The 24,782-nt window shown below is 63.9% G+C and carries 21 protein-coding genes, 1 pseudogene and 1 riboswitch; of the genes and pseudogenes, 9 read left to right on the plus strand and 13 right to left on the minus strand.

From position 1 onward, the window contains the following. Positions 1–41 precede the first annotated feature (41 nt). The 3 genes from AC0V7N_RS31010 to AC0V7N_RS31020 all read right to left on the minus strand — a co-directional run bounded on the left by AC0V7N_RS31010 (position 42) and on the right by AC0V7N_RS31020 (position 3,923). Positions 42–1,184 carry an efflux RND transporter periplasmic adaptor subunit gene (locus tag AC0V7N_RS31010; protein ID WP_475451991.1) on the minus strand — a complete coding sequence of 381 codons (1,143 nt, stop codon included), beginning with the start codon at positions 1,182–1,184 and terminating at the stop codon, positions 42–44. Positions 1,185–1,238: 54 nt separating this feature from the next. Further along, positions 1,239–1,847, minus strand: a complete 609-nt coding sequence (locus tag AC0V7N_RS31015; protein ID WP_475451992.1) for a TetR/AcrR family transcriptional regulator — start codon at positions 1,845–1,847, stop codon at positions 1,239–1,241. 435 nt (positions 1,848–2,282) lie between these two features. Next, positions 2,283–3,923, minus strand: coding sequence for an AMP-binding protein (locus AC0V7N_RS31020; RefSeq protein ID WP_496627485.1), 1,641 nt, complete (start codon positions 3,921–3,923; stop codon positions 2,283–2,285). A 201-nt stretch (positions 3,924–4,124) separates the two neighbouring features. Here AC0V7N_RS31020 and AC0V7N_RS31025 point away from each other — a divergent pair, with 201 nt between their 5' ends. Next, positions 4,125–5,090, plus strand: a complete 966-nt coding sequence (locus tag AC0V7N_RS31025; RefSeq protein ID WP_475451993.1) for a sugar-binding transcriptional regulator — start codon at positions 4,125–4,127, stop codon at positions 5,088–5,090. 86 nt (positions 5,091–5,176) lie between these two features. Further along, complete coding sequence (locus AC0V7N_RS31030; RefSeq protein ID WP_475451994.1) at positions 5,177–7,231, plus strand: bifunctional aldolase/short-chain dehydrogenase; 2,055 nt, start codon at positions 5,177–5,179, stop codon at positions 7,229–7,231. A gap of 65 nt (positions 7,232–7,296) precedes the next feature. On the opposite strand, the gene AC0V7N_RS31035 is transcribed toward AC0V7N_RS31030, so the two are convergent. From AC0V7N_RS31035 to AC0V7N_RS31045, 3 genes are all read right to left on the minus strand, one after another. Further along, positions 7,297–8,349, minus strand: coding sequence for a substrate-binding domain-containing protein (locus tag AC0V7N_RS31035; RefSeq protein ID WP_475451995.1), 1,053 nt, complete (start codon positions 8,347–8,349; stop codon positions 7,297–7,299). A gap of 49 nt (positions 8,350–8,398) precedes the next feature. Beyond that, a complete protein-coding gene (locus tag AC0V7N_RS31040) occupies positions 8,399–9,394 on the minus strand; it encodes an ABC transporter permease (protein ID WP_475451996.1) in 996 nt (331 codons plus the stop codon). 81 nt (positions 9,395–9,475) lie between these two features. After that, positions 9,476–10,987: a sugar ABC transporter ATP-binding protein gene (locus tag AC0V7N_RS31045; RefSeq protein ID WP_475460571.1), complete on the minus strand. Its 1,512-nt coding sequence runs from the start codon at positions 10,985–10,987 to the stop codon at positions 9,476–9,478. A gap of 136 nt (positions 10,988–11,123) precedes the next feature. On the opposite strand from AC0V7N_RS31045, the gene mtnK reads away from it, so the two are divergent. Beyond that, positions 11,124–12,398 carry an S-methyl-5-thioribose kinase gene (gene mtnK / locus AC0V7N_RS31050; protein ID WP_475451997.1) on the plus strand — a complete coding sequence of 425 codons (1,275 nt, stop codon included), beginning with the start codon at positions 11,124–11,126 and terminating at the stop codon, positions 12,396–12,398. Further along, positions 12,395–13,489, plus strand: coding sequence for an S-methyl-5-thioribose-1-phosphate isomerase (gene mtnA, locus AC0V7N_RS31055; protein ID WP_475451998.1), 1,095 nt, complete (start codon positions 12,395–12,397; stop codon positions 13,487–13,489). Before mtnK ends, mtnA begins: the two co-directional genes overlap by 4 nt. A 32-nt stretch (positions 13,490–13,521) precedes the next feature. Here mtnA and AC0V7N_RS31060 read toward each other — a convergent pair whose 3' ends face one another. Beyond that, positions 13,522–14,061 carry an Lrp/AsnC family transcriptional regulator gene (locus AC0V7N_RS31060; RefSeq protein WP_475451999.1) on the minus strand — a complete coding sequence of 180 codons (540 nt, stop codon included), beginning with the start codon at positions 14,059–14,061 and terminating at the stop codon, positions 13,522–13,524. A gap of 49 nt (positions 14,062–14,110) precedes the next feature. Between AC0V7N_RS31060 and AC0V7N_RS31065 the strand changes: the two genes are divergently transcribed. From AC0V7N_RS31065 to dhaL, 4 genes are all read left to right on the plus strand, one after another. Next, the gene (locus AC0V7N_RS31065) at positions 14,111–15,280 is read left to right on the plus strand and encodes an MFS transporter (protein WP_475452000.1); all 1,170 of its coding nucleotides are present in this window, start codon (positions 14,111–14,113) and stop codon (positions 15,278–15,280) included. Between the two features lie 100 nt (positions 15,281–15,380). After that, positions 15,381–15,528, plus strand: a riboswitch (FMN riboswitch). Between the two features lie 77 nt (positions 15,529–15,605). Beyond that, positions 15,606–16,079, plus strand: a complete 474-nt coding sequence (locus tag AC0V7N_RS31070; protein WP_475452001.1) for a 6,7-dimethyl-8-ribityllumazine synthase — start codon at positions 15,606–15,608, stop codon at positions 16,077–16,079. Positions 16,080–16,137: 58 nt separating this feature from the next. Continuing rightward, on the plus strand, positions 16,138–17,151 hold the full coding sequence (locus AC0V7N_RS31075; protein WP_475452002.1) for a dihydroxyacetone kinase subunit DhaK: 1,014 nt from the start codon (positions 16,138–16,140) through the stop codon (positions 17,149–17,151). A gap of 13 nt (positions 17,152–17,164) precedes the next feature. After that, complete coding sequence (dhaL, locus tag AC0V7N_RS31080; protein WP_475452003.1) at positions 17,165–17,800, plus strand: dihydroxyacetone kinase subunit DhaL; 636 nt, start codon at positions 17,165–17,167, stop codon at positions 17,798–17,800. On the opposite strand, the gene derI is transcribed toward dhaL, so the two are convergent. The 3 genes and pseudogenes from derI to AC0V7N_RS31095 all read right to left on the minus strand — a co-directional run bounded on the left by derI (position 17,797) and on the right by AC0V7N_RS31095 (position 19,812). Further along, positions 17,797–18,237: a D-erythrulose-4-phosphate isomerase gene (gene derI, locus AC0V7N_RS31085; RefSeq protein WP_475452004.1), complete on the minus strand. Its 441-nt coding sequence runs from the start codon at positions 18,235–18,237 to the stop codon at positions 17,797–17,799. The genes dhaL and derI overlap by 4 nt on opposite strands. Positions 18,238–18,264: 27 nt before the next feature. After that, positions 18,265–18,992, minus strand: a pseudogene (locus AC0V7N_RS31090) (triose-phosphate isomerase). Positions 18,993–19,047: 55 nt separating this feature from the next. After that, positions 19,048–19,812 carry a DeoR family transcriptional regulator gene (locus tag AC0V7N_RS31095; RefSeq protein WP_496627486.1) on the minus strand — a complete coding sequence of 255 codons (765 nt, stop codon included), beginning with the start codon at positions 19,810–19,812 and terminating at the stop codon, positions 19,048–19,050. A 274-nt stretch (positions 19,813–20,086) separates the two neighbouring features. Between AC0V7N_RS31095 and fba the strand changes: the two genes are divergently transcribed. Beyond that, positions 20,087–21,151 (plus strand): class II fructose-bisphosphate aldolase, encoded by a 1,065-nt coding sequence (fba, locus tag AC0V7N_RS31100; RefSeq protein ID WP_010914722.1) that lies wholly within the window; start codon positions 20,087–20,089, stop codon positions 21,149–21,151. Positions 21,152–21,215: 64 nt separating this feature from the next. Here the strand turns inward: fba and AC0V7N_RS31105 are convergent, their stop codons facing one another. From AC0V7N_RS31105 to AC0V7N_RS31115, 3 genes are read right to left on the minus strand one after another with little or no spacing between them, the layout of a single operon-like run. After that, positions 21,216–22,157, minus strand: a complete 942-nt coding sequence (locus tag AC0V7N_RS31105) for a TIM barrel protein (RefSeq protein WP_496627487.1) — start codon at positions 22,155–22,157, stop codon at positions 21,216–21,218. Between the two features lie 43 nt (positions 22,158–22,200). Continuing rightward, positions 22,201–23,289 (minus strand): class II aldolase/adducin family protein, encoded by a 1,089-nt coding sequence (locus AC0V7N_RS31110; RefSeq protein WP_496627488.1) that lies wholly within the window; start codon positions 23,287–23,289, stop codon positions 22,201–22,203. Further along, entirely contained in the window at positions 23,259–24,776 is a 1,518-nt protein-coding gene (locus AC0V7N_RS31115) for a glycerol-3-phosphate dehydrogenase (protein WP_475452008.1), read from the minus strand. The genes AC0V7N_RS31110 and AC0V7N_RS31115 overlap by 31 nt, the downstream gene beginning before the upstream one ends. Positions 24,777–24,782 lie beyond the last annotated feature (6 nt).

Below are 24,782 nucleotides of genomic sequence, written 5' to 3' on the forward strand. Positions count from 1 at the left end.
AAACCTGCGGCCGCGGGAACGCGCGGCCAACCTGTCTGTCGTCAGCGCAGCTGGCTGGCGTCCTGGCCCTCGGCAGAGGCGGATTGCTGCGCCACGCCGCCGGCGAGCTTCACCTTCAGATTCTCGGTCATGAACTGCGTGCCGGCGGCGACCACGATGTCACCGGGCTTCAATCCTTCAGTGACACGCACGCCATCGGCGGCGAACTCGGCGACCTTGACCGGGCGGGCATGAACGGTGTCGGCGCCACGATCGACGGTCCAGACGATCGACTGGCTGTCTTTCTCGGCCAACGCGCTCAGCGGGATCGATACGAGCTGCTTTTCATTGGCGGCCGAAGCCTCGATATTGGCGGTCATGCCGAGCAGCACGCGCGGATCGTTGGGCAGGCTGACGCGGACGGCAAAGGTGCGCGACTGCGTATCGGCGCTGCCGGCGACTTCGCGGACCTTGCCGTCGAGCGCCAGCGTGTTGTCGGACCAGAATCCGGCCTTGACTGACTTGCCCGGCTTGAATTCGGCGATCTCCATTTCGGGCACGGCGATCAGCACTTCCTTCTCGCCATCGACCGCGACAGTGACCACCGGCGTGCCGGAGCCGACCACCTGGCCGACATCGGCGTTGACCGCCGTGACGATGCCGTCCTTGTCAGCCTTGAGGTCGGTATAGCCGACCTGGTTCTTGGCCTGGTCAAGCGACGAGCGGGCGGAGTCGCGTGTGGCGACCGCCTGGTCATAGGTCAGCGTTGCCTGTTCGAGCTGCGATTTTGGTGAGAAATTCTTGGCGAAAAGCTGTTCGGCGCGCTTACGGGCAAGCTCTGTCGTCTCGACCTGTCGCTCGGCGGCATCGAGCGTAGCCTGGGCGCTCTTGACCGAGAGGTCGTAGTCGGTGGGATCGATGCGGGCGAGCACATCGCCCGGCGCCACGTGCTGGCCGATGTCGACCAGGCGCTCGGTGATCTTGCCGTTGACCCGGAAAGCCAGGGCGCTTTCGGTGCGGGCCCGCACGGACCCTGAATAGGAAAGCATGCGGGTGTCATGCGCCTGGGCGATCTCGACGACCTTGACCGGGCGGATGATATCCTTGACTTCGGCTTTCTCCTGGCTGCAGCCGGCGAGAGCGAGCGCTCCGACGATCAAGCCCGCGACCGGCAACCGGCTGATGATGGAATTGGACAAAGACACCTTGGCACTCCCGAACTGGAGATGAACTGTCGACCGGCGCCCGGCGGGCGGCGGCTATTTCTTCAGGGCCTTGATCGCATAGTCGATCAGGTCGTCGGGCATCGCCCGGTTGGTCTTGGCGAGGCACTGCGCCACCATCTGCGGATGGCACAGGATGATTGTGGCGGCGCCGAAGCAGCGCGACGCGATCACCGGATCCTGTTCCCTGAACTCGCCGGCTTCGATGCCGTCCCGGATGACCTCCGCGAACAGGTCGTGGATGCTGTCGACGTGCTTGTCGATGACGCCCCAGTCGCGCTCGAGCGCGACGATGACCATCTCATGGACCTTCTGCTCGTCGAGCATGGTCTCCAGCGTCATCTTGTATTGCGCATGAATGTAGCGACGAAGCCGCTCCTCGGCGCCGATCGGCAGGTGCATGATCTCGTAAGCCATCTTGTAGCTGGCGCCGAGCATGCGGCCGCAGACCGCCTGGTGGATTTCGACCTTGGAGGCGAAGAAACGGTAGATGTTGGCCGGCGACATGCCGAGTTCGCGGGCAATGTCGGCGACATTGGTCTTGCCGTAGCCATAGTGCCGGAACAGGCGCTCGGCGCAGTCGAGAATGCGCGTCACATTCTCTTGCCTGGCGGCATCGGCGACTATGTTGGCGGCTTCGGACATGGCTCTTTCGTTTGACAAGTGACGAATTTCAATTTTCGTCAGTCGTAAATTGAAGAAAGCGGGATGTCAACGCGAAATCGACGTACACGTATAATTGGTGACAGATGGTGACAGTGGGCGGACGCGTGTAGCCGACGCCTACAATTGGAGGCAGGCGCCGATGAGTTCGTCATCCTAGGGCGAAGCAAGGAGCGAAGCGACGCGGCGCAGACCCTAGGATCCATTCCGTGACGTATGCCGAAGAGCGAGGCGGATCAAAGAGTTACGCGGATCAGCGCCGGCAGCTTGCGAAGAGCTGTTGGAGCACGGCCGCCAGGTCACGGCATGGATCCCAGGGTTTCCGCGACGTCGCTTCGCGACTGCTCCACCCTAGGATGACGAAGCCGCGAGGCGTCCAGGAAACCTGTCGACGTCACCGCAAAAGCGCCAGCGGGCCTACGTCCCCTTCGCCATTTCCCGCAGCCGGAATTTCTGGATCTTGCCCGTCGAGGTCTTGGGGATTTCGGCGAAAATCACCGCTTTCGGCACTTTGAAACGGGCAAGCAACCCCCGGCAGTGCTCGATGATCTCGGCCTCGGTCGCCGCCTTGCCGGGCTTCAACTCGACATAGGCAACCGGCACCTCGCCCCATTTGTCGTCCGCGCGGGCAACCACACCGCATGACGCCACAGCCGGGTGCTTGTAGAGCGCATCCTCGACCTCGATCGACGAAATGTTCTCGCCGCCGGAGATGATGATGTCCTTGGAGCGGTCCTTGAGCTGGATATAGCCATCGGGATGCATGACGCCGAGATCGCCGGAGTGGAACCAGCCGCCGGCGAAGGCTTCGTCGCTCGCCTTGCGATTCTTCAGATAGCCCTTCATGACGATGTTGCCGCGGAACATGACCTCGCCGATCGTCTCGCCGTCGGCCGGCGTCGACCGCATCGTCTCGGGGTCCATGATGGTAAGCCCTTCGAGCGCGGCATAGCGCACGCCCTGCCGCGCCTTCTTGGCGCTGCGCTCACCCTTTGCGAGACCGTCCCATTCGCCATGCCATTCATTGACCACCGCCGGGCCGTAGGTCTCGGTCAGGCCATAGAGATGGGTGACGGCAAAGCCGGCATCGGCCATGCCCGACAGCACCGCTTCGGGTGGCGGCGCGGCCGCGGTGTTGAAGGTCACGGTCTGCGCGAACGTTCGCTTGTCCTCGTCCTTGGCGTTGATCAGCACCGACATGACGACCGGAGCGCCGCAGAGATGAGTGACGCCATGATCGGCGATGGCATCGTAGATCGGCTTCGGCCGCACCCAGCGCAGGCAGACATGGGTGCCGGCCTGGACGGCCAGCGTCCAGGGGAAGCACCAGCCATTGCAGTGGAACATCGGCAGCGTCCAAAGATAGACGGCGTGCTTGGCCATGCCGGCATGGATGGTGTTGGTGTAGGCCATCAGGGCGGCACCGCGGTGGTGATAGACGACGCCCTTCGGATTGCCTGTCGTGCCTGAGGTGTAGTTGAGCGAGATGGCGTCCCATTCGTCGTCCGGCATCGACCAGGCGAAATCCTCGTCACCGCCTGAGACAAAATCCTCATAGTCGAGCGCGCCGATCCGCTCACCCTTCGGATAGGGTGCGTCCGCAGCGTAGTCGGGATCGTCGTAGTCGATGACCAGCGGCTTGACCTTGGCCAGATCGAGCGCTTGCCGGACAACGCCTGAGAATTCGCGGTCGACGATCAGCACCTTGGTTTCGGCGTGATCGAGTTGGAAGGCGATGACCGCGGCATCGAGGCGGGTGTTGAGCGAGTGCAGCACCGCCTTGGTCATCGGCACGCCGAAATGCGCCTCCAGCATCGGCGGCGTGTTTGACAGCATGACGGTGACCGTGTCGCCCTTGCCGATGCCGCGCTTTTGCAGCGCCGAGGCGAGCTTGAGCGAGCGGCGCCAGAAATCGCGATAGGAGATGCGCTGGCCGCCATGAATGATGGCGATGTGGTCAGGATAGGTCTTTGCCGCGCGCTCCAGATAGGTGAGCGGCGTCAGCGGCTGGTGGTTGGCCGCATTCCTGTCGAGATCCTGTTCGTAAGGATTGCCCATCCCGTTCTCCCCAAAGTCCTTTTCGACTTTCTAACCTTAGGAGTCTCGTCAGGCCATCCCCCTGGATGGCCGAAAATGCTATGGTGTTCAGGCTTTGTAGAACGACGATCCCGGATGAGCCTTGCTGAGAGGCGATCGCGCTCCAGCATCGCAATTTGACTTTTGTCGAGAGCCGTGACTAATGTCAGCCGAGGAGACGGCATGGCGATCCGACCGGCAGAACAGCTCATACACAAAGCCGCCTGGCTCTATTATGCGCATGGCCTGAGGCAGGATCAGGTTGCAAGCCAGCTTAACATTTCCCGTGCCTCGGTGGCCATGTATCTGCGCAAGGCGCGCGAGACCGGCATCGTCAACATCTCGACCTCGACGCAGCTGTTCACCGACGATGTGATGGCGCGCAAGCTCGAGGACGCGCTGGGCCTCGACGCGGTCTGGATCGCGCCGGAGAACGGCCATATCCCGGACCCGTCGACGGACATTGCCGTGCTGGCGGCAAGCGTCTTTCTCGAGCTGGTCAAGAAGGGCGACCGCATCGGCGTCGCCTGGGGCCGCACCGTCTACACGATCGCCGACATCATGTCCTATGCCGACCTGCAGGATGTGACGGTGGTTCAGCTCTGCGGCAATCTCGGCGCGCCCTATTCCTACCGGCCCGACCAATGCACGATGGAGATCGCGCGCCGGCTCAATGCCAAGGGTCTCAACTTCTATGCGCCGCTGGTGCTGTCGACGGAAGAGTTGGCGCGCGCGCTGCGGGCCGAGCCGGTGATCCGCGAGCAGTTGTCGGGGGTCAAGGACTGCGATCTGGCGCTCTACTCGGTCGGCGCGGTCGACGCCGACAGCCATCTGGTCAAATGCGGCGCGCTGACATCAGATGAAATGGCGGAGCTGCGCAGCCGAGGTGCCGCCGGCGTCATTGCCGGGCAGATCATCGACGCCGAAGGCAAGGTGCTCGACTGCAGCTACAACCGCCGGGTGATCTCCGCCGAGCTTGCCTCGCTGCGTGCCATCGCCAGGCGCCTGATGGTGGTGCAGGAGGACAGCAAGTTCGAACCGCTGCTGGCGGCGATCGCCGGCGGACTTTGCACGCATCTGGTGGTCGGCGCGCATATGGCGCAGCGGCTGCTCGATCATGCCGGAGCGGCGCCCCAAAAAGCATCCTGAAAAGCAACCCTTCGCCGGCGCATTGTCATCAAGGCGTCGCGGCATTCCTGTTTCACCACCCAAGACAGCAACTGGACGAAGCGAACATGAAGAATTTGTGGAACGACGACGCGGCCGAGAAACTCGTTGCCGACTATGCGAAGAAGGGCGTCGGCCGCGATCTCGCGCTGCGCGTCTACACGACGCGGCTGCTGGGTGGCGTGCCGCAGTTGGTCCTGCATGGCGGCGGCAACACCTCCTGCAAGATCAAGGCGACCGACCTCGTCGGCGACGAATGGGACGTGTTGTGCGTCAAGGGCAGCGGCTGGGACATGGCCGTCATCGAGCCGCAGGGCCTGCCAGCGGTCAAAATGGGCGCCCTGCTCAAGGCGCGCGCGCTGGACAAGCTCGCCGACGAGGACATGGTGGCGCTGCAGCGGGCGAACCTCATCGATCCCTCCTCGCCCAACCCTTCGGTGGAGACGCTGCTGCACGCCTTCCTGCCGCACAAATTCGTCGACCACACCCATTCGACTGCCATCCTGGCCATCGTCGACCAGGAAGACTCGAAGCCGCTGGTGAAGACGGTATTCGGCAGCAAGATGGGCTACGTGCCCTACATCATGCCCGGCTTCGACCTCGCTAAGGCGGCGGCTGACGTCTTCGATGCCGACCCGACCGTGGAAGGCCTGATTCTCGACAAGCACGGCATCTTCACCTTCGGCGACGATGCCAGACAGGCCTATGACCGGATGATCCACTATGTGAACGTCGCCGAGGAATACGTCGCCAAGAACGCCAAGCCGCAGGCGGCAAAGGCGGCGCTGCCGGCAAAGCTGTCAACCCCGGCTTCCATCGCTCCGATGCTGCGCGGCGCCGTCGCGGTGGCACGCGGCGAAGGCCGCTTCGACCGCATGATCTCTGACTTCCGCACCTCGGATGCAATTGTCGATTTCATCAACTCGGCAGGGATCGCCGACTATGCCGGACGCGGCGTGTCGACGCCGGATCTGTCGATCCGCATCAAGACCGGACCGATGGCGGTGCCGGCTCCCGATGCCGACAAGGCCGGCGACTACAAGGCCGTGATCAAGAGCCATGTCGACGCCTTCGCCCAGGATTACCGCGCCTATTTCGAGACCAATGACGCGCTCGACGACGTCAAACGCACCATGCTCGACCCGATGCCGCGGCTGACGCTGGTGCCGGGGCTTGGCATGTTCGGCCATGGCCGCACGCTGAAGGATGCCAGGATCGCCTCGGACGTCGGCGAAATGTGGATCGAGGCGGTACGCGGCGCCGAGGCGGTCGGCCGGTTCCACCCGCTCTCCAAGGCCGATCTGTTCCCGCTCGAATACTGGTCGCTGGAGCAGGCCAAGCTTGCCTCCAACAAGCCGAAGCCGCTGACCGGCCAGGTGGTGCTGATCACAGGCGGCGCTGGCGCGATCGGCGCGGCGACAGCCAAATTGTTCGCCGACAATGGCGCCCATGCCGTCGTGGTCGATCTCGATGGCGACAAGGCCGCTGATGCCGCCAAGAAAGCCGGCAACAATTCGATCGGCGTCGGCGCCGACATCACCGACCCGGCACAGGTGCGCGCCGCTTTCGACAAAGCGGTCGCCGTGTTCGGCGGCGTCGACATTCTCGTCTCCAATGCGGGTGCGGCCTGGGAAGGCCGGATCGGCGAGCTCGACGATGCCCTGCTGCGCAAGAGTTTCGAGCTCAATTTCTTCGCCCACCAGTCGGTGGCGCAGAACGCCGTGCGCATCATGCTCGAACAGGGCACCGGCGGTGTGCTTTTGTTCAACACCTCCAAGCAGGCGGTCAATCCGGGCCCGAAATTCGGTGCCTATGGCGTGCCGAAGGCGGCGACTTTGTTCCTGTCCAGGCAATACGCGCTCGACTATGGCGCCCACGGCATCCGTTCGAACGCGGTCAATGCCGACCGCATCCGCTCGGGCATTTTGACCGACGCCATGATCGCCAGCCGCTCCGGCGCGCGCGGCGTGTCGGAGAAGGAATACATGTCCGGCAATCTGCTCGGCCAGGAAGTGACGGCACAGGACGTGGCGCAGGCCTTCCTGCATCACGCGCTGGCCGAACGGACGACCGCCGACGTGACGACAGTCGACGGCGGCAACATCGCGGCGGCGCTGCGGTAAACTTCCAGCAGACACCAAAAAGGGCGGCTCACGGGCCGCCCTTTTCGTTTGCGCGATGATGAACCTTACTTCGCGTTCGGGTTCGGCATCCAGGCCGGCATGGCGACATCGGCATGGGCGAACTGCGGCAGCTTGGCCGACAGGTCTTCCATGTTCTTGATGTCCTTGTCGATCAGCTCCTTCTGGGTGATCAGCGTCGGTGGCACGATGACATTGTGGCCGGGGTCTTCACCGGCGAGCAGTTGCGCCAGCGCGCGCACCGAGACCTGACCGACGACGGCCGGGTTGGTCGCTGCGGTTGCCGCCCAGGCGCTGTCAGGCTCGCGCATCGCTGCGATGTCAGACGTCGAAATGTCGGCCGAATAGATCTTGATCTTCTTGTTCAGGCTGGCCTCGTCGACGGCGATCTTCACGCCCTTGGCGAATTCGTCATAGGGGGCGAACATGACGTTGATGTCGGGGTGAGCAGTCAACACCGAACGTGCCTGGTTGGCGACGGAATTGGCGATCGGGTTGTCGAGCGTGCCGAACATCGCGACTTCCTTGATGCCCGCGTACTTCTTCTTCACGTCGATCCAGGTCTCGTTGCGGCGGTCGAGCGGCGCGATACCGGCGACATAGACATAGCCGGCGTTCCAGCTTTCGCCATTGTCCTTGACCGCCTGCTCAAGCGCGAGGCGGGCCAGGTCTTTGTCCGACTGCTCGATCTGCGGGATCTTGGGGTTTTCGACATTGACGTCGAAAGCCACCACCTTGATGCCGGCGTCGACCGCGCGCTGGGCGGCGTCCTTCATCGATTCCGTCAGGCCGTGCTGGATGATGATGCCCTGCACGCCGAGCGCGATGGCCTGGTCGACCATGTCTGACTGAAGGGCGGCGTCCTGGCGGCTGTCGAGCACGCGCAGGTCGATGCCGAGCGCCTTCGACTGCGCCTCGACGCCCGAGAGATAGGCCTGGAAGAAGTCGCCGGTCGAGAGATAGCGCACCAGCGCGATCTTGACGCCGGGCTTGTCGAACGGCGCCGGCTTGTCTGCGGCCAGCGCCGGGACCTGCATCAGCATGGTTGCGCCGGCCAGTCCGAGCGCCGCCTTCCCCAGAAGTCTTCTTGTGATGTTCACCTTGTTTTCCTCCACTTGTGTTGAACTCGAAAATCCTGTCCGGTCGAAACTATCCCCTGCCCCTGCCCGAAAGGGCAAAGGTGAAGACAAGGGCGACGACCAGAACCACGCCCTTGACGAAATCCTGCGTGTAATAAGGCGCGTTCATCATCGTCAGGCCTTGCAGCAGGATGCCGACGAACAGCGCGCCGATGGCGGTGCCGAAGGCGTTCGGCTTGGCGGCGCCGAGTACCGCGTAGCCGATCAGGGCCGCGGCAACCGCATCGAGCAGCAGATTGTTGCCCGAGGCGATGTCGCCGCGGCCAAGCCGGGCGGCGAGCAAGATGCCGCCGATCGAGGCAAAGACGCCTGAAATGACATAGGCCCAGATCTTGTATGCCTTGACCGGCGCGCCGGCGAGTTCGGCGGCGCGCTCATTTGAGCCGACGGCGTACATCATGCGGCCGAAACGGGTGTATTCGAGGAAGAACCAGATCAGTACGGCAAGCACCAGCAGCACGACGACCGACACCGGAATGAGGTTCGGGATGAAGAAGTCGAAGCGGTGGCGGCCAAGCGCCAGGAAGGCATCAGAGAATTTGCCATTGGCAACCGAGCCGTCGGGCATGGTCATGCCGGTGGCGATCGAGCGGCCTTCAGTGGGGATGCGCTGCAGGCCGACAAGCAGGAACATCATGCCGAGCGTCGCCAGCAAATCCGGCACGCGCATGTAGACGATCAGCCAGCCATTGATCAGGCCGACAATGGCGCCGATCAGCAGGCAGACGACGACCGCGACGACGGCGTTCTGCTCCAGCACGACCATGACATAGGCCGCCGCCATCATGGCCGAGGTGGCGACCGAGCCGATCGACAGGTCGAAGCCGCCGACGACCAGCGTGGCGGTGACGCCGAGCGCCAGCACGCCGGTGATGGCGACCGACTGGAAGATGAAGACGGCACTTTGCGGCGAGACGAAACCGTCGGCGGCGATCGCGAAATAAGCGACCAGCCCGAACAAGAGGACGATGAAGCCGTAACGGATGGCATAGTCGCGCAACGTCATTCAGCGCACCCCGGCGCTGCTGCCCACTTTACCCAACTCGAACCCATGCTCTCTCCATTCCAATTCTATCCGCCGCCACGCTCAGGCAGCGCTGTGCAGCGGCCCGCTGGCGACCTCGGCCAGCAGGCGATCGAGATCGACTTCGGCATTGCGGTGTTCGCCGACGATTGTGTGTTCCGACATCACCAAAATGCGGTCGGCCGTCTCCAGCGCCTCATCGAGTTCGGTGACGAACAAAAGCGTCGCGCGGCCATGGGCGCTTGCCCTCAGCTTGGCGGCGATGTCGCGCCTAGCCGAGATGTCGACGCCCTGAAACGGCTCGTCGAGGATGAACAGCTTTGCGTCTTGTGCCATCCAGCGGGCGACCATCACCTTCTGCTGATTGCCGCCGGACAGTGCCGACATTTCGTCCTTCTCGGAGCGACAGACGATGCTGAGTTCCTCGATCTGCCGGCGCGCGGTGGTGCGTTCGAGGCGGCGCTTGAGAACGCTCAGATTCGACATCCGCTTGAGGAACGGCAGGCTGACATTGCGCTCGATGTTGAAGCCGCCGACGATGCCGCTGGTGGCGCGATCCTTGGCGACGAGGAACACGCCGGCGGCGATCGCATCACCGGCCGAGCGCGGCGCATAGGGCTTACCGTTCATGGTCATGGTGCCGGCGAGCGGCTTGCGCACACCAAACAGCGTTTCTGCAAGTGCCGTCTTGCCAACGCCGACGAGGCCGGTGATGGCGACGACCTCGCCATCGCCAAGCGTCAGCGAGATCGGCTTGGCGCTTTGCGCGATGCGCAGACCCTCGACGGTCAGGACCGCCTTGACTGAGTCCCTGGCAACGATCTGGTCGAGATGGATCTTGCGGCCGAGCATGGCGTTGACCGCGCCTTCATAGTCGAGCGGTTTCCTGTCGAAGACGCCGGAGATAACGCCGTCACGCATCGAGACGATGCGGTCGGCAAGCCGCCTGATGTCGGACATGCGATGCGAGATGTAGAGGATCGCCACGCCTTGCTCGCGCAGCCGGTCGACCAGCGCGAACAGCCGGTCGGCCTCGGCGCTGGAGAGCGAGGAGGTCGGCTCGTCGAGGATCAGCACCTTCGGCTGGTGCGCCAGGGCACGCGCGATCGCCACCATCTGGCGATCGGCCAGCGAAAGGTCATTGACGCGCGCCTTGAGATCGATGGCCAGACCCATGCGGTCGGCGACCGCCTTGGCCTCGCGGCGCACGCGGGCCGGATTGAACAGGGTCGGCACGCCCCGGCCGCTCAGCCTGTCGAGCGTCAGGTTGGTCGCGACATCGAGGTCGGCGACGACACCGTCATTGATGTTCTGGTGCACGGTGACGACACCGGCGCGGATCGCCTCCGCCGGCGTGTTCGGCGCGAAGTCCTGCCCGGCGAGGCTCATCGTGCCGCCGCCGCGCTCGTAGACGCCGCTGATGATCTTGACGAGTGTGGATTTGCCGGCGCCATTGGCGCCCATCAGCACGGTGACTTCGCCGGAATGCAGCTCGAGCGAGATGCCGCCAAGCACCCCGTTGCGGCCAAAGGATTTCCTCAGTCCCTCTACGCGGAACACGGCATTGCCGACCATGCGTTCCTCCCTGACCATGACGCTATGGTCAATGTCGGCAATTGTCAACACGATTGACAATTGCCAGACAGCTTCCTAGCTTGGCCAGGCCGCCATGCCTCCGTTATGTTCGGAGTGCATATGCGAGAGGATGACGATGACTGGGAAATTGCCGTTCGAAGCACTGTCGGTCGAGACGCTTGCAACGCGCCTCGGCGCCAACGAGGCGCTGTGCGCCAAGATCGGCAAGGACACGGCCCAATGGAAAGTCCGCGAGGTCGGCGACGGCAATCTCAACCTGGTGTTCATCGTCGAGGGCGACAGCGGTGCCGCCGTGGTCAAGCAGGCCCTGCCCTATGTCCGCCTGGTCGGCGACAGTTGGCCGCTACCGCTGAAACGCTCCTTCTTCGAATATCACGCGCTCACGAGGCAAGAGGCGCGCGCGCCCGGCTCCGTGCCGGCGATCTATTATTTCGATGAAGGCCAGGCCCTGATCATCATGGAGTATCTGGCGCCGCCACACATCATTCTCAGGCGCGCCCTGATCGACGGGCGCCAGCTTCCGAACATCGCCCGGGATATCGGCCTGTTCATGGCCCGCACACTGTTTCGCGGTTCCGACCTGTCGATGGTGACCAGGGACCGCAAGGCCGATCTGGCGCTGTTCGCCGACAATGTCGACCTCTGCGACATCACCGAGAACCTGGTGTTCTCAGACCCTTACTTCGATGCAAAAATGAACCGGCACACCAGTCCGCAACTCGACGGCCTCGTCGCCGAACTGCGCGCCGATCGCGACCTCAAGGTCGAGGCGCAGCGGCTGAAGCACATTTTCGCCGCCAATGCCGAGACGCTGCTGCATGGCGATTTGCATTCCGGCTCGATCATGGTCACCGACAGCGAGACCCGGATGATCGATCCGGAATTCGCCTTCTACGGCCCGATGGCGTTCGATGTCGGCATGCTGCTGGCCAATTTCTGGATGTCGTTCTTCTCGCAGCGCGGGCATGAGCAGAAGGGCAAACGCGACGCCATGCGTTCCTATCTGCTCGGGGTCACCACAGAGACATGGGCGGTGTTCCGCACCGAGTTCTCGCATCTGTGGCGCACCGAGCGGACCGGCATGCTCTATCAAAAAAGCCTGTTCGAGGATCAGGGCGACATACTCGCCGCGGAACAGGCGCTCGACCATGTGCTGCACCAGATCTGGACCGACCTGCTCGGCTTTGCCGGTATCGAGGTGCACAGGCGCATCCTCGGCCTCGCCCACAATGCTGATTTCGAGACCATCGTCGACGAGGACCTGCGCGCCTCCTGCGAGGCGAAGGCGCTCAAATTCGGCCGTCACATCGCCGTCAACCGGCGCCAGATACACAGCATCGACGAGGTCAACACTCTGGCCACGCTGATCGAACAGGAGAACAGCATTTGAACGTCGGCGACCGCCACTATCGCACCATCTGGCTGAGCGACGACGGACGTTCGGTTGACATCATCGACCAGCGCTGGCTGCCGCATGATTTCCGCGTCGAGACGATCGGCACGGTCACCGGCATCGCCACCGCGATCCGCGATATGTGGGTGCGCGGTGCGCCGCTGATCGGCGTCACCGCCGCCTATGGCGTCGCCATGCAGATGGCTGGTGATCCGTCCGACGAAGCGCTCGATGCCGTGTGGGAGACGCTGCACGAGACGCGCCCGACGGCGATCAATCTGCGCTGGGCGCTGGACGAAATGCGGCGCTTCCTCCGCCCGCTGCCGACAGAACAACGCGCCGCAGCCGCCTATCGGCGGGCCGGTGAGATCGCCGACGAGGACGTCGGGCTGAACCGCGCCATCGGCGAAAATGGTCTCGCCATCATCAAGGCGATCGCCGCCCGCAAGCAGCCCGGCGAGACGGTCAACATCCTCACCCACTGCAATGCCGGCTGGCTGGCCACCGTCGATTACGGCACCGCCACCGCGCCTATCTATCTGGCGACCGAGGCCGGCATTCCCGTTCATGTCTATGTCGACGAGACGCGACCGCGCAACCAGGGTGCCCAGCTGACCGCCTGGGAGATGGCCGGCCACGGCGTGCCGCACACGCTGATCGTCGACAATGCCGGCGGCCATCTGATGCAGCGCGGCGCCATCGACATGGTCATCGTCGGCACCGACCGCACCACCGCTGATGGTGATGTCTGCAACAAGATCGGTACCTATCTCAAGGCGCTCGCCGCGGCAGACAATGACGTGCCGTTCTATGTCGCGCTGCCGTCACCGACCATCGACTGGACGGTGCATGACGGGTTGAACGAGATCCCGATCGAGCAGCGTTCGGCCGATGAAGTCTCGCTGGTCTGGGGCAAGACCGCCAGCGGCGAGATCGCCCAGGTGCGCATCTCGCCCGAGGCGACACCGGCCGCGAACCCGGCCTTCGACGTGACCCCGGCGCGGCTGGTGACCGGACTGATCACCGAACGCGGCATCGCCAAGGCCTCGCGCGAGGGTCTGAAGGCGATGTTCCCCGAACGAGCGTAGCACCGGATACCAGGTTGGCTTGATCCGCGCTTCTAGTACAGAGGCTCGGCCATGTGCTTGGGCGTTGGCCATGTCTCGGTGATGCCGGGCTGCACCGGCCGTTCAAGATAGGTCGAGAGGACCACGTAGCTGCGCGTCGAAGTGACTCCCGGCGTTTCGTAGAGGCGCGCCAAAAGTCCTTCGAGTGCCCTCGTGTCTTCCGTGCGAACCTTCAGCAGCATGCAGGTGTCGCCGGCGACGGTGTGGATCTCCTCCACCTCGGGGTATTGCGAGACCGCCATCAGTTCCGGCGTCTTCCCCCAGCCCTTGGTGTCGATATGGACAAAGGCTAGCAACGGCTTCTTCACCGCCCGGGGATCGATGATGGCGGCGGTGTTTCGGATGGCGCCGCTGCGCCGCAAGCGCTTGACCCGCTCATGCGCGGCCGGCGGCGACAAGCCCACGCGATCGCCGAGCTCGGCGTAGCTGATGGTGGCGTCGTCGACGAGGACGCCTAATATTCTTCGGTCTATCGCATCAAGGTCGCGGGCGGCTGCCCTATTCTGCGGAATGCCATCTGTTTCTTCATCCATGTCAAAATTCCCGGTTTTCTGCTGAATGGAATACGGCCATTATGCTGATATGTCGAACGTTGATCAAGTTGCACCATTGACCGCCCGAGCGCCGATCCCGGCGCTGGCCTATCTGCTCACCGGCTGCATCGCCGTGATCGGCTCGAATTCGCTTGTGCTGGGGCCGATAGCGCCGGCCGTGGCTTTGTCGTTCGGAACAAGCGTACCGGTGGTGATGATCGCGGCGGCCGCCTTCGGCCTCGGCACCTCGGCAAGCGCCCTGTTCCTGGCACGCTACATCGACCGGCTCGGCGCCCGCCGGATGCTGCAGGGTGCACTGCTGTTGCTGGCCATGGCCCTCGTCGCCAGTGCAGCCGCACCGATCCTGATCATGCTGGTCGCGGCCCAGCTGGTCGCCGGCATTGCCGCCGGCGTCGCCATGCCGGCGATCTATGCCAGTTCGGCGGCGATCGCGCCGCCCGGCCGCGAAAGCGGGACGATCGGCGTCGTGCTCACCGGATGGACGCTCAGCATGGTGGCCGGCGTTTCGCTGTCGGCCGTGATTGCCGATCTCGTGCATTGGCGCGCCGTTTTCGCAGCAGTCGCATTGCTTGCGATGATTGCGCTGGCCAGTCTCACGATGACGTCGCTGAGCGACATCAGGAAGGGCGGCCCTGCACCGACACCGCTGGCGGCGCTGAGCATTCCTGGCATCGTGCCGCTTCTCGTTGCCTGCGCGGCCTTCATGACGGCGTTCTACGGGGTCTATGGCTATCTCGGCGACCATCTGCACAGCGGACTGGGCAAACCCGTGAGCGCCAATGGTTGGGCAGCACTTGCCTATGGCATCGGCTTCGGCACCGCGGCACTCCTCGACGGCGTCATCGATCGGCTTGGTGCGCGGCGCGTCATGCCGTTCGCCTATCTGCTGGTTGCCGCCGTCTATGTCGCCATTGCCGCAACGAGCAATAGTTTTGGACTGACCCTGGCCATGGTGGCGCTATGGGGACTTACCAATCATTTCGGGCTGAACGTCCTGGTGATGCGCCTCTCCGCACTCGATCCCTCACGGCGCGGCACGATCATGGGCCTGAACAGCGCGGTGACCTATCTGGCCGTTTTCATCGGCACCACCGGCTTCGGGCCGCTCTATTCCAGCTTTGGCTTTGCCTTCTGCGCGATGGTTGCGGCGTTGCTGATGCTGGTTGCCGCAGCGGCAGCGGCGTGGCGCACGCGATAGAGCGCTTCCTTCGCGGAATTGCTCCAGTCGACAGAACGTGATTGGCCACTGGCCTCGCGTGGTTGACAGCAACACCCCTGCCCTTCCATACAAACGGCGTTAATGTTCTCAGGGCGGGGTGAAAGTCCCCACCGGCGGTAAGGATCTCGATCCAAGCCCGCGAGCGCTTTCCGGCAAAATCGGAAAAGGTCAGCAGATCCGGTGTGATTCCGGAGCCGACGGTATAGTCCGGATGAAAGAGAACGAAACGGAAAACGGACCGCCCTGGCGGGCCGTATTTCGTATCGTGCGTCCTGATTCTGGTTCGAAACGGAAGGATGGACCCATGAATCAGCATTCCCACAAAGACTATGAGACTGTTCGCATCGCCGTTATCCGCGCGCGCTGGCACGCCGACATCGTCGACCAGTGCGTGCACGCCTTCGAGGCGGAACTGGCCGCCATCGGAGGCGACCGCTTCGCCGTCGATGTCTTCGACGTGCCCGGCGCCTACGAAATACCGCTGCATGCCAAGACCTTGGCTCAGACCGGCCGCTATGCCGCGATCCTCGGCACGGCGTTCGTCGTCAATGGCGGCATCTACCGGCATGAGTTCGTCGCCAGCGCCGTCATCGACGGCATGATGACCGTGCAGCTGTCGACCGGCGTGCCGGTGCTTTCGGCGGTGCTGACGCCACACAATTACCACGACAGCGCCGAGCACCATCGCTTCTTCTTCGAGCACTTCACCGTCAAGGGCAAGGAAGCGGCCAAGGCCTGCGTGGAAATTCTCGCCGCGCGGGAAAAGATCGCGGCATGAAATCTTCCCGGGTGGAAATCGCGATAACACCCGGTAGTATTTACCAAAAGTCGGGAGGATGCCGGTGCAGACCAAGAAGATCATCAATGACGGCAATCGCGCCGTCGACGAGATGCTCGAAGGGATCCTCGCCGCGCATCCTCGCCATCTCAAAAGCGCGGACGGCAGCCCGCGCTCGATCATCGCCCGTGACGGGCCGCGACCCGGCAAGGTCGGGCTTGTCATCGGCGGCGGCTCGGGCCATGAGCCGACCTTTCTCGGCTTTGTCGGCAAGGGACTGGCGGATGCGGCGGCCATCGGCAATGTCTTTGCCTCGCCGCCGCCCGATCCGATCCTCGAATGCGCCAAGGCGGTGAGCGGTGGCGCCGGCGTGCTGTTCATGTATGGCAACTATGCCGGCGACGTGATGAATTTCGACATGGCGGCCGAGATGGCTGACATGGACGACATCGAGGTGCGCACGGTGCTGACCACCGATGACGTCGCCTCGGCGCCACGCGACCAGCGGCAGAAGCGTCGCGGCGTCGCCGGCAATTTCTTCATCTTCAAGGCGGCCGGTGCCGCCTGCGACCTCATGCTGTCCCTGGACGAGGTCGAGCGCATCGCGCGCAAGGCCAACGACCACACCTTCACCATGGGTGTGGCGCTGTCGCCCTGCTCCCTGCCGCAGACAAGGCGGCCGAATTTCGAAATCGGCGCCGACGAGATGGAAATCGGCATGGGCATCCATGGCGAACCCGGCATCGCGCGCGGCAAGCTCAGGACCGCCGACGCCATCACCGACGAGATGCTGGACAAGATTTTCGCCGAGATGGCGCCGAAGCGCGGCGACAAGGTCGCGGTGCTGGTCAACTCGCTCGGCTCGACGCCGCTGATGGAGCTCTACATCATGAACCGCCGGGTCAAGCAGCGGCTCGACGCACTCGGCGTTTCCATCCACGCGACCTGGGTCGGCAATTACTGCACGTCGCTCGAAATGGCCGGCGCCTCGGTGACGCTTTTTCATCTCGACGAGGAATTGCAGGCCATGCTCGACCACCCCTGCGACTGCGCCATGTTCCGTGCAGGCTGACGAAAGAGTTCCTGTGACCATCGACGCCGCTGACCTGAAGAGAATGTTCGATACGATCGCGGTGGCGATCGAGGCCGACAGGGACCGGCTCTGCCAGCTCGATGGCGTCATTGGCGACGCCGATCATGGCATCGCCATGGAGCTCGGCTTCAATGCCGTGCGCGATGCGCTGGCGTCGCTCGACCTTGCAACGACCGAGCCGACGGCGCTGCTCAACACGGCGGCAAAATCGTTCCTCAATGCCGTCGGGGCCTCGTCAGGCCCGCTCTATGCGACGGCCTTCATGCGCGCCGCTGCAGCCGTCAAAGGCAAGGCGACGCTGGCGGACGCGGACTTCATCGCCCTGTTCCAGGCCATGGCGCAAGGCGTCAAGGATCGCGGCAAGGCGGAACCTGGCGAAAAGACGATGGTCGATGCCTGGCAGCCGGCGGCCGAAGCGGCCGCCGCCGCCAATCTCGCCGGCAAGACTTTGGTTGAGAGCCTCGAGGCGGCCCTTGCCGCCGCCGAGTCCGGTGCTGAAGCGACCAAGGACATGATCGCCGCCAAGGGCCGCTCCTCGCGGCTCGGCGAGCGATCGCTCGGCCACATGGACCCGGGCGCCGCCTCGGCCGTCACCGTCATCGGCGCGATACGCAAGAGCCTGGGTTAGCCCTTCGCCGCGTCGAGCCTGTCGATCGCCTGGACATTGCCGGCAGACGGTCCCTTTTCGTCGAACTCGGAGGCGAGCCAGGTATCGACGATCGCCTTGGCCAGTTCCGGGCCGATGACGCGGGCGCCCATGGTGATGATCTGGGCGTTGTTGGATTTCGCCGCGCGCTCGGCCGAATAGGTGTCGTGGGTAAGCGCTGCGCGGATGCCCGGCACCTTGTTGGCCGAGATCGAGACGCCGATGCCGGTGCCGCAAAACAGGATGCCGCGCTCGTTCTCGCCGTCGATGATGGTCTGGGCGAGCTTTTGCGAGAGGTCGGCATAGTAACCGGCCTGGCTGAGATCGCTGACCGTCAGGCCGGATTTGGTGGCAAGGTGTGCGGCGATGACGTCGAGCAGCGGCTTGCCGGCGCTGTCGGCTCCAATGGCTATTTTCATGGTTTTCCCTTTCGTGTTTGGATGATCTCAGATCGCCGCCGAGGCGCGGCCGAGAATGTCGATGTAGCCATCCGCCTGCCAGGCGGAGCGGCCGATGAACAGGCCGTCAATATTGGGCTGGCCGATCAGTTCGGCCGCATTGCCGGGATTGACGCTGCCGCCATAGAGCACCGGCGGCACGGAAGGCAGCAGGCCGCCGGCCACCGTCTTGATCAGCCCCTGCTGTCTGTCGGCATAGTCGGAGCTCGCCGGAATGCCCTTGTCGCCGATCGCCCAGACCGGCTCGTAGGCGAACAGGATTTTCGCGCCCTTCGCCTCGCCTTCGAGGAATTGCAGCGCGCCCTCGACCTGAGCGGTCAGCACGGCATCGGCCTTGCCGCTTTCGCGCTCGGCAAGCGTCTCGCCGACGCAGATCAACGGTATCAAGCCGTGCTTCACGGCCGCCGCCGTTTTCAGGCCAACGGTGTGGTCGGTCTCGCCGAAATGCCCGCGCCGTTCGCTGTGGCCGAGTTCGACCAGATCGAGCCCACAGTCGCTCAGCATCACAGGTGAAATCTCGCCGGTCCAGGCGCCGGCATCGGCCCAATGCATGTTCTGGGCGCCGACCTTGATGCGCGTCGACGACAGCGCCTGCTTGACCTCGCGCACCGCCGTGAAAGGCGGATGACGAAGGGCTGGATGCGGTCATCGAAACCGGGAATGAATCCGGCCATGCGCTCCGCGAAATCCAGCGCCCCGGCGAGCGTCTTGTTCATCTTCCAGCTTGTACCGACCCAATACACCACAGGTGCTCCTTACTCAGTGCCGAACTTAGTTGCCGACTAGGGCCACCGAGACACCGGCGGCATCGAGCGCTTCGTACAACCCCGGCTCGAGCTCACGACCGGTGAAGACCGTGTCGAACGCCTTGAGGTCGGTGAGAAAATGCAGCGCCGTGCGGCCGAACTTGCCGTGATCGACCAACAGGTATTTGCGGGTTGCCGCTGCCATCATCAGCCGCTTGGCCTGCACCACCTCCTGGTCCTGGTGGAAGGCGGAGGCGCCGTGGATGGCCGATGAGGACAGGAAGGCGACGTCGGCGCGCAGCGATTTGAGCATGTCCTCGGCGAGCAGGCCGAAGAAGCCATGGAACTTCTTGCTGTATTGGCCGCCGAGCGCGATCAGGTTGATGCCGCCCGCCCCGGCCAGTTCCTGGATCACGGCCAGATTGTTGGAGATCACCGTCAGCGGCCGCAAATCGGCGAGATGGCGCGCGATGCCGCCCGCCGTCGAGCCGTCGTCGATGATCACCGTCTGGCCGGGTTCGATCATGGCCACGGCGGCTGCTGCCAGGCGCTGCTTCTCCTCGGTCGCCTGCTTTTGCCGGTAGCGGAAATCGCTTTCGAACAGGCTGCTCGGCTGGATCGAGGCGCCGCCGCGCACCTTGCGCAAAAAACCGCTTTCCTCGAGTTCGTCGAGGTCGCGGTGCACGGTCATCTTGGAGACGCCAAAGCGCAAGGCGAGGTCATCGACGCCGGCCTGACCAGCGTCCATCAGAAAGTCCATGATGCCTTGCCGCCTGATGTCGCTTTTCATCGCTGCCGACCGCCAACGCCGTAGCGCGGCTCCTTGATCACGCCCAAGAGATAACAGCTATCGTCGCAAAAGTATCAGATATTTTGTGATAATGAGATAATTTCTTGGGATATTCCGCTTGCCCCGATCGCGGCGCTGTAACAAGAATTGCTGCCGGGACGGTCTGTCACGGTTGCGGTGGCGCGGAAATCCGGCCAGAAGCATCGGTGGGCTGGACAATGCGCGGACAGTCCGCAACCACCAGGTTTGAAACCAGATACGGGAGACTATTTCGTTGGCTCGCATCACACTGAGACAATTGCTCGATCACGCCGCCGAATACGGCTATGGCGTGCCGGCCTTCAACATGAACAACATGGAACAGGGCCTCGCCATCATGGAGGCGGCGGAAGAGACCAAATCGCCCGTCATCCTGCAGGCAAGCCGCGGTGCGCGCGCCTATGCCAATGACGTGGTTCTGGCCAAGCTGATCGACGCGCTGGTCGAAATCCACCCCGACATCCCGGTCTGCATGCATCTCGACCATGGCAACAACGAAGCCACCTGCGTCACCGCCATCCAGTACGGCTTCACCTCGGTGATGATGGACGGCTCGCTCAAGGAAGACGGCAAGTCGCCGGCCGACTACGCCTATAATTCCGGCATCACCAAGCGCGTCGTCGACATGGCGCATTGGGGCGGCGTGTCGGTCGAAGGCGAGATCGGCGTGCTCGGTTCGCTGGAGAGCGGCGGCGGCGAGCAGGAAGACGGCCACGGCGTCGAAGGCGCGATCAGCCACGACCAGCTCTTGACCGATCCGGAACAGGCGGTGGAATTCGTCAAGGACACGCATGTCGATGCGCTGGCGGTGGCCATGGGCACCAGCCATGGCGCCTACAAATTCTCGCGCAAGCCGGATGGTGCGGTGCTGGCCATGAACGTCATCGAGGAGATCCATCGCCGCCTGCCCAACATGCATCTGGTCATGCATGGCTCGTCCTCGGTGCCGGAGGATCTGCAGGAGATCATCAACAAGTACGGCGGCCAGATGAAGCCGACCTGGGGCGTGCCGGTGGAAGAGATCCAGCGCGGCATCAAGCATGGCGTGCGCAAGATCAACATCGACACCGACAACCGCATGGCGCTGACCGGCGCGATCCGCAAGGTGTTGACGGAAAACCCGAGCGAGTTCGACCCGCGCAAGTACCTGACGCCGGCAATGGCGGCGATGCGGAAGCTCTGCAAGGAGCGCTTCGAGCAGTTCGGCACCGCCGGCAACGCGCCGAAGATCAAGCCGCTGCCGGTCTCGGAAATGGCCAAGCGCTACAAGTCGGGCAGCCTCGATCCGAAATTCGGCTGAGTTCTGGCGACTTCAAATCTGCTGAATTCAACGGGCAGGAGCCGCATCGGCCCCTGCCCGTTTTTCATTTGGCCTTTGGCAGAAGACCGGACCTGCCGGCGTCGATGAACGGCGCCCAGTAGTCGACCGACTCGCGGATCATGGCGACGACCTGATGGTCGACCGGCTCGCGCTCGCGGAACGACAGTTCGAGGCAGATCTCGTTGTCGGTGCCGCCGCCGCGCCGCACCGTCTCCAGCAGTCTTTCCGGCGTGATGCGGCCATCCCTGTTGTAGGTAGCGGTGAACGGCCAATGGCCGCCCTTGTTCATCGACGACTGCTTGATGTGGATGATCGGCGATTTCCTAGGAAACGCTTCCGCCCAGGCATAGGGATCGATATCGGCGGGATTGCTTGAGGTGACGTCGCCATGGTCGATGTCGACCATCATCTCCAGCGGAATGGCCATGCCGGCGGCGTCGATCGCGCGTTGCAGCTGGCGGCAGTTCTCGATGGTGTGGCCGAACTCGCGGCCGACCGACATCGGCTCCCAGAACAAATAGGTCAGGCCGGCCGCCTTGGCATGCTCGGCGACCTCGCGCCAGCAGTCCAGCGCGATGTCGAACAGCCGCTCGCGGCGCTCTGGCTCGTCAAAGTCGCGGTGCGTGAAAATGGCGAATTGCGTGCCCATGCCGCTGGCGCCGAGTTCGGCCGAGATGTCGGCAAAGGTCTTGAACCAGTCGACATAGTAGCGGCGCACATCGGCGTCGGGGTGGCCGAAATGATTGAGCCGGCCGTAGGGGCCGGTCATGCCGGACGTTATGCGCACGCCGGTGCGGTCCAGCGCGCCACGAAACAGGCGGACGAATTTGACGATCGTCGCCGCCGGCCAGCCCGGATTGACGAATTCATGCGTGAGCTGCACGTCCCTTATGCCGATGTCATAGGCGATGGTGTCGATCAAATCGTCCGGATCGGCAAAGCGGTTGACCAGCGGATTGGTGTTGAGGGAAAGCGTGAAGGCCAAGGCCGCTATCCCTCCTCAGCACTGGCACGGGTGGTGACGGCCGTCATTGCAGCGTCGCCCCCTCGCGGTTGAGTTGCTGGCGGTATTTTTCGGCGTCCCAGTTCAGCAGTTCGGCATTCTCTCTCGGGCTGAGATAGTTGACGCGCGCCGCGCTATCGATTCGCGCGGCGACATCGGCCAGGCAACGCGCCATCGCTTCGGCGCCGGCATTGGCATCCCGGCGCATCAGCACGCCCTTGCCGGGAAAGAGGATGGATGTCGGAGCGGAGGCGGTGCGGGCGACGACCGCCGCCGCGTTCTCGGCGGGGCCGGCGATCACCGAGCCGACGCCGAGGAAGATGACATGATCCGGATAGAGGCTGCCGGAAGCCGTGATGCGGCAACTGGCAAGATCGGTCGCGACAGCATGCGCGGCCGCCGAGACCGGCAACCGGTAGTCACTGCCGGTGGCGAGCCTCAGCAGCGCGTCGAGATCGGGCGGCGGAGCCGGTCGCGGCGGTCGCGCCAGCAGCCCGGTCACCCGTTGCAGCAGCAAGGCCGCTTCGCCGACCGTGTCGGCGGCGACCACCAGCCCGTGATTGCCAAGCACGAGCACGTTGGTCGCGGGCTTCAGCCGTTCGGCGATCGCCTGCGCCAGCAGCAGACCGGGCCGACGATAGGGCACGAACGCCCAATCGAGCCCACGCAGGCGCTCCTCCAGCAGCGTTTCGGCATTGGCCTGCACGGCAATCGAAATCGTCTCGACGCAATGGACATGCACGACGATCTTCTGGGGCAGCAGCGCGTGCACCGTCGTCTCGATGGAGGGCCGCAGCTGGCGCGGGTTGAGGTCCGCCAGCGTGAACTGCCCGGCCGTCTCGGCCGCCGGGCTGCGATGCGCCACGGCATCGAGCAACGGCGCCAGCGCGACCGGCACCATGATCTCATCGTCGCGCGCATTCTTCAGCCAGGTGCCGGAGGCTTTGATCCACAGCACGCCGGCCTGCTTGATGGAGGTGTTGCCGCCGGCGCCCTGGACCAGCAGCGGGTCGGCGCCGATGCTGGCCGACAAGGAGCGCAGCATGCGGAATTCCGTGGTGCCGGTATCGACGGGATGGACCATCAGCCTGCCCTCGCCAGCCGGTTCGCGCACCAATGCTCGAAGGCCGCCCTCTCCTCGGCGGACAGATGCAGCCCATGCTTGGTGCGCCGCTCCAAGATGTCGGCTGATGTCACCGCCCATTCCTGATCGAAGAGATAGTTGGCCTCGCGCTCGAAGAAATCCCTGCCGAAGCAGCGCCCGAGTTCATCGAGCGAACGCGCCGCGCCGACCAAAGCCCGTGTCCTGGTGCCGTAGAGCCGGCCGTAGTGCTTGAGCAGCGATGCCGGCATCCACGGGTACTCGCGACCGAGATCGCCGAGAAACTGTTCGAAGTCGGCATTGGCGATGTCGCCGCCGGGCAGATGCGCCTTCGCCGTCCAGGGCTTGCCCATATGGGGAAAGAACGGGGCGATTCTGTCCAGCGCATGCTCGGCCAGTTTGCGGAAGGTGGTGATCTTGCCGCCGAAGACGGAGAGCAGCGGCGCCTGCGTGTCCGGCGCGTCGAGCTCGAAAATGTAGTCGCGGGTGACGGCACTGGGGTTGTCGGCATTGTCATCATAGAGCGGCCGGACGCCGGAGAACGAATAGATGACATCGCCACGCGTAAGGCCGCGCTTGAAATAGCGGTTGAGAACCTTGATGAGGTAATCGATCTCACTCTCATCCGCCGCCACATCCTCGGGCCGACCCTCATAAGGGATGTCTGTGGTGCCGATCAAAGCGAGATCGTTCTGATAGGGGTTGATGAAGATCACACGCTTGTCGCTGTTCTGGATGAGATAGGCCTGCCGCCCCTCCCAGAATTTGGGCACGACGATATGGCTGCCCTTGACCAGGCGCACATTGCGCCTTGAGTTCTGGCCGGCAACGCGGTTGACGATGTCGTTGACCCAGGGGCCGGCGGCATTGATTAGTGCGCGGGCGCGAACGACCGTCCTGATGCCCGTCCTGCCGTCCTGCATCTCGACGACCCAAAGGCCGTTCTCGCGGCGGGCGGCGGTGCAAGCGGTGCGAGTGAAAACCCTGGCGCCGCGCTCGGCGGCGTCGAGCGCATTGATGACGACGAGGCGGGCATCATCGACCCAGCAGTCGGAATATTCGAAGCCGCGCCTGAAGGCGTCCTTGATCGGCGCGCCCTCGGGCGCGGTGCGCAAATTGAGCGTGCGGGTCGCCGGCAGCCGCTTGCGGCCGCCGAGATGGTCGTAGAGGAACAGGCCGAGCCGCACCAGCCATGCCGGCCGGTCGTCCGGGCTGTGCGGCAGCACGAAGCGCATCGGCCAGATGATGTGCGGCGCCGATTCCAGCAGCACCTCGCGCTCGATCAGCGCCTCGCGCACCAGGCGGAACTCGTAATATTCGAGGTAGCGCAGGCCGCCATGGACGAGCTTGCCCGAGCGCGAGCTGGTGCCTTCGGCAAGATCGTCCTTTTCGCACAGGATGACCGAAAGGCCGCGGCCCGCGGCATCGCGCGCAATGCCGGCGCCATTGACGCCGCCGCCGATGACAAAGAGGTCGACGATTTCAGGACCGCCGTTCATGTCGCC

Source organism: Mesorhizobium kamtschaticum, assembly GCF_056174585.1.